At 64.3% G+C, this 4,450-nt stretch carries 5 protein-coding genes; 4 read left to right on the top strand and 1 reads right to left on the bottom strand.

The genetic code is table 11. From position 1 onward, the window contains the following. Positions 1–127 precede the first annotated feature (127 nt). Positions 128–379 carry a hypothetical protein gene (locus tag AC2VOU_RS10870; RefSeq protein WP_486957386.1) on the bottom strand — a complete coding sequence of 84 codons (252 nt, stop codon included), beginning with the start codon at positions 377–379 and terminating at the stop codon, positions 128–130. Positions 380–575: 196 nt separating this feature from the next. Between AC2VOU_RS10870 and AC2VOU_RS10865 the strand changes: the two genes are divergently transcribed. The 4 genes from AC2VOU_RS10865 to AC2VOU_RS10850 are packed head-to-tail and all read left to right on the top strand — an operon-like array spanning position 576 to position 4,332. Continuing rightward, on the top strand, positions 576–1,484 hold the full coding sequence (locus tag AC2VOU_RS10865; protein WP_090422587.1) for an alpha/beta fold hydrolase: 909 nt from the start codon (positions 576–578) through the stop codon (positions 1,482–1,484). Positions 1,485–1,494: 10 nt separating this feature from the next. After that, a complete protein-coding gene (hpaH, locus tag AC2VOU_RS10860) occupies positions 1,495–2,352 on the top strand; it encodes a 2-oxo-hept-4-ene-1,7-dioate hydratase (protein WP_486957385.1) in 858 nt (285 codons plus the stop codon). Next, complete coding sequence (locus tag AC2VOU_RS10855) at positions 2,349–3,119, top strand: aldolase/citrate lyase family protein (protein ID WP_486957384.1); 771 nt, start codon at positions 2,349–2,351, stop codon at positions 3,117–3,119. The genes hpaH and AC2VOU_RS10855 overlap by 4 nt, the downstream gene beginning before the upstream one ends. Before the next feature lie 40 nt (positions 3,120–3,159). Beyond that, complete coding sequence (locus tag AC2VOU_RS10850) at positions 3,160–4,332, top strand: acyl-CoA dehydrogenase family protein (protein ID WP_085242866.1); 1,173 nt, start codon at positions 3,160–3,162, stop codon at positions 4,330–4,332. Positions 4,333–4,450: the final 118 nt, after the last annotated feature.

Raw genomic sequence — 4,450 nt, 5'->3', positions numbered from 1 at the left:
CCGATGTCGGCGTCGGCGAGGGCGGCCCGGGCGGCTCGGGCGGCGAGTTGCACCGGGGTGGCGTCCCCGGACGGGCTGGGCCGCAGCGACATCCGGGTCTTTCCCAACCCGACGATGTCCACGTTGGTCATGGTGTCCGGTGCTTTCGTTCGCCCCGGTAGTTTCCGACGCGCAGCCAATCCTCGCGATCCTCGGGCGTGGCAAGGGTGAAGCTGGACAGTTCCAGCGGGTCCAAGAACACCTCGTCACCGCTTTCCAGATCCTCGACCAGCAGGCGGCGGCCGTTGCCTGACCTGTCCAGCCACAGCCGGACCGCGGCGAACTCATTGATCAGGATCGCCAACTCGCGACGCTTCGGTGTGCGACTGTCCGATTCCATGGCGATCGTGGCTCTTCTCTGGTGCTCAAGTTCAGGCGGAGAGACTCACCAACTATTACCGCATACTACTGTCAGAATCAATCGACTTTGTGTCGGGAGGCATTGCGTCAACCGCGCCTGAACATGCACACTGGCTGCGTAAAGGCATAACCGACAATTAGCGACATCAATGTCAGAAACGCTGCGAAGGGGCCGTATGACCGAGACCGTCACCTCCGGTGCCGTGATCGATACCGAGGACTACCGGAGCATCTGGATGTACCTCAAGGAGCTGGACTTCCGGCAGGGGTTCATCGACGTTGCCGTGTACGGGTCGCCGGTGCGGACCCGCTACGCCGAGGCAGGCAGGCCGGACAAGCCGCACGCGATCCTGCTGCACGGCACTGGCGGGCACTGGGAGACCTTCGCGCCGAATCTGGCCGCGCTGAGCGAGTTTTTCCACTGTGTGGCGATCGATATGGTCGGCAACGGTTTTTCCGACAAGCCTGATTACGACTACGAAATCGCGGTCTACGTCGAGCATGTGCTCGGCGTGATGGACCACTTCGGGATGGAGCGGGCGAACTTCGTCGCGATGTCGTTGGGAGCCTGGGTGGCCTCGACGATCGCGGTGCACCATCCCGACCGGGTGTCGAAGGTGATCCTGATGTCGCCGGCGGGCAAGGAGGCGGCCGCATCGAACATGGCGCGTATCCGCGCCGAACGAACCAAAGCCGTCAACGAACCCACTTGGGATTCGCTGCACGCGGTGTTCGCCCACCTCATCGCCGACGAGGCCAACCGCCTGCCGGACCTGATCGGGCTGCGCCGAGCGATCTACCAGCGGGACGACACTCGAGAGAGCATCGACCACCTGCTGATCCTGCAGGACGCCGCGGTTCGCGATCGCAACCTGATACCCGAGGACGAGTGGAAGTCGATCACCGCACCGGTCATGGTGGTCGCCTCGGGTCGCGACCACGGGGTGTACCAGGAGACGGCCACCTCGATTGCCCGCTTGATCCCGCATGCCGAGGTCTTTGAGATGCCTGATGTCCGGCACTGGCCGCATTTCGAAGACCCGAAAGAGTTCAATTCGGCGGCCGTTTCGTTCCTCACCAGGTGAGACCGTGCCGATGAGACGGCCGGAACCCGGCGAGATCGACGACATCGCGCGACGGCTGTATGCGGCCGAGCATGACCGCAAACCGATCCGGCAGTTGTCGCTGGACTATCCGCAGATGACCGTCGAGGATGCCTATGCGGTACAACGCGCACTGGTCGGACTGAAGGTCGCCGATGGTCGCGTGATCAAGGGCCGCAAGATCGGCCTGACCTCCAAGGTGATGCAGCGGGCCGCCTCGATCGACGAGCCGGACTACGGCGCGATATTCGATGACATGTTCATCGAGGACGGCGGCCATGTGCCGCCCGGCCGTTTCATTCGTCCCCGGATCGAGGTGGAGCTGGCCTTCATACTCGGCGAAACACTGCGCGGACCCGGCGTCACGCTGTTCGACGTGCTGCGCGCCACGGAGTTCGTGACCCCCGCTTTGGAGATTCTCGACGCCCGCGTCCAGATGTCCGACCCCGAGACCGGCCACCTGCGTACGATCGTGGACACGATCGCCGACAACGCGGCTAACGCCGGGCTGGTGCTCGGTGGCCGGGTGTTCCGCCCACTGGACGTCGACCTGCGCTGGGTGGCCGCGCTGCTGCTGCGCAACGCCACCATAGAGGAGTCCGGGGTCGCCGCAGCAGTGCTCAACCATCCCGGCAACGGCGTCGCGTGGCTTGCCAATCGGCTCGCTCCGCACGGTGTTTCGTTGCAGCGCGGTGAGGTGATTCTGTCCGGTTCGTTCACCAAACCGGTGTTCGCCGAGCCGGGGGACAGTTTCGTCGCCGACTATGGACCGCTTGGCACCGTCTCGGTGCTGTTCGACCCCCGGAGCCGCCCGGCCGGCGACATCGAGCAGAGTGACCCGACGCCATGACCACACGCTGGGTGCAACGGATCGCCGGTGAGGGTCCACGGTTCGGCATGTGGCTGGCCTCGGGCAGCGGGTACATCGCCGAGATCTGCGCCGGATCCGGTATCGACTGGGTGCTGGTCGACCAGGAGCACGCACCCAACGACATCCATAGCACGTTGGCACAGCTGCAGGTACTGGCCGGCTATCCCGACGTCGACGTGGTGGTGCGCCCGCCGGTGGCCGACCCGGTCGTCATCAAGCAGCTCCTCGACATCGGCGCGCACAATCTCATCGTCCCGATGATCGGCAGCCCCGCGGAAGCGTCCGCCGTCGTCGCCGCAACCCGGTACCCGCCCGCTGGTATCCGCGGGGTCGGCAGCACGTTGGCAAGAGCTTCCCGCTGGAACCGCATTTCTGACTATCTTGTCACCGAAGATCACCGTGTGTCGGTGACGGTGCAGGTGGAGTCGACGGCTGCGCTGGCAGTGGTGGGCGACATCGCGGACGTCGACGGAATCGATGCGGTCTTCATCGGGCCTGCCGATCTGGCCGCCTCCATGGGCAAACTCGGCCAGCCCGAGCATCCAGAGGTAGTGTGCGCCATTGAGAATGCGTTGGCGACGATCGTCGAGCGCGGCAAGAGCGCGGGCGTGAACGCGTTCAACGAGACCCTCGCCCGGCGCTATCTGGCCGCCGGAGCGAGCTTCATTCTGGTCGGCGCGGATGTGACCCTGCTGGCCCGCGGCGCCGAACAATTGGTCGCCAGGTACCGCCCACCGCCGCCATGAGCTTTATTTCTGACTATAGTGTCACCTATACTCGGCAGCTATGGACCTGAATTTCACGGCCGATCAACTGGAGTTCCGTGACCAGGTCCGCACGTGGCTCGACGAGAACAAGCCGACCGAACCCAGGCCGCGCGACCACACCGGCATCCGCCAATACGACCTGGCCTGGCAGCGCACCCAGTGGGAGGGCGGCTGGGCCGGGATCGCGTGGCCAGAAGAATACGGAGGTAAGGGACTGACCCTGCTGCAACAGCTGATCTGGTACGAGGAGTACGCCGCGCGCGGCTTCCCGGGCATCGACGCGTGTTTCGTCGGCCTGTCCCATGCCGGACCAACATTGATCACGCGTGCCACCGACGAGCAGAAGTTCTTCCACCTCCCGAAAATTCTCAAAGGAGAAGTGATTTGGTGCCAGGGCTTCTCCGAACCCGACGCCGGTTCTGATCTCGCCGCCTTGCGTACCAAGGCCGTGATCGACGGCGACGATCTGGTTGTCACCGGCCAGAAAGTGTGGACCAGCTTCGCCACCGTCGCCGATTACCAGGAACTGCTGGTGCGCACCGACAACACCGGCGGTAAGCATCACGGAATCACCTGGGTCATCTGCGACATGTCGGCACCGGGAATCGACGTCAGGCCGATCGAGACCATCGAAGGCGGCGCGGAATTCTGTGAAGTCTTCTACGACAACGTGCGAATTCCGCTGTCCAACGTCGTCGGCGAGATCGACAACGGCTGGTCTGTCGCGATGTCGACGCTGTCCTTCGAGCGCGGCACCGCATTCACCGCGAACCAGGTGCGGCTAGCCAAGATCATCGAAGACCTCATCGACTACGCCCGCGACCATGTCGGCCCGGACGGCCGACGGCCGGCCATCGCCGACGACGAGATCGCGCGGCGACTGGCCCGCGCTCGGGCAGCGGTGGCGTCATTGCGGGCGCTGACCTATCAGAACATCTGCCTGGCCATGCAGTCGGAGACACCGGGCCCGAAAGGTTCGATGGTCAAGCTGCTCTATGCCGAGCTCGCCAAACAGATCGGCAAGCTGGCCATGGACATCCTCGGTCCGGGCGCTATTCGGCATTCGTCACGATGGGACGCCGACGGCTGGGTGGGCTATTACTACTACTCGTTCTCGCAGGCGATCGGCGGTGGCACCTCGGAGATCCAGCGCAACATCCTGGGTGAGCGTGTGCTCGGTCTGCCGAGGTAGGGGAGGCAATCATGGATCTGCTGCCCAGTGCCGCACAGCTCGAAATCGTCTCGACTGCATCGGAATTCATCGCCGAACGGATGTCGGTTGAGCAGCTGCGCGCCGACCGCGCCGAGCC

The organism is Mycobacterium sp. TH-M25 (assembly GCF_057473665.1).
Note: the sequence above shows the minus strand (reverse complement) of the source record. Positions and strands in the feature narration are given on the sequence as shown.

Excerpts from the sequence above, each read along its gene's own strand:
- AC2VOU_RS10870 (WP_486957386.1), bottom strand. The coding sequence starts at position 379 with ATGGAATCGGACAGTCGCACACCGAAGCGTCGCGAGTTGGCGATCCTG.
- AC2VOU_RS10865 (WP_090422587.1), top strand. The coding sequence starts at position 576 with ATGACCGAGACCGTCACCTCCGGTGCCGTGATCGATACCGAGGACTAC.
- hpaH (WP_486957385.1), top strand. The coding sequence starts at position 1,495 with ATGAGACGGCCGGAACCCGGCGAGATCGACGACATCGCGCGACGGCTG.
- AC2VOU_RS10855 (WP_486957384.1), top strand. The coding sequence starts at position 2,349 with ATGACCACACGCTGGGTGCAACGGATCGCCGGTGAGGGTCCACGGTTC.
- AC2VOU_RS10850 (WP_085242866.1), top strand. The coding sequence starts at position 3,160 with ATGGACCTGAATTTCACGGCCGATCAACTGGAGTTCCGTGACCAGGTC.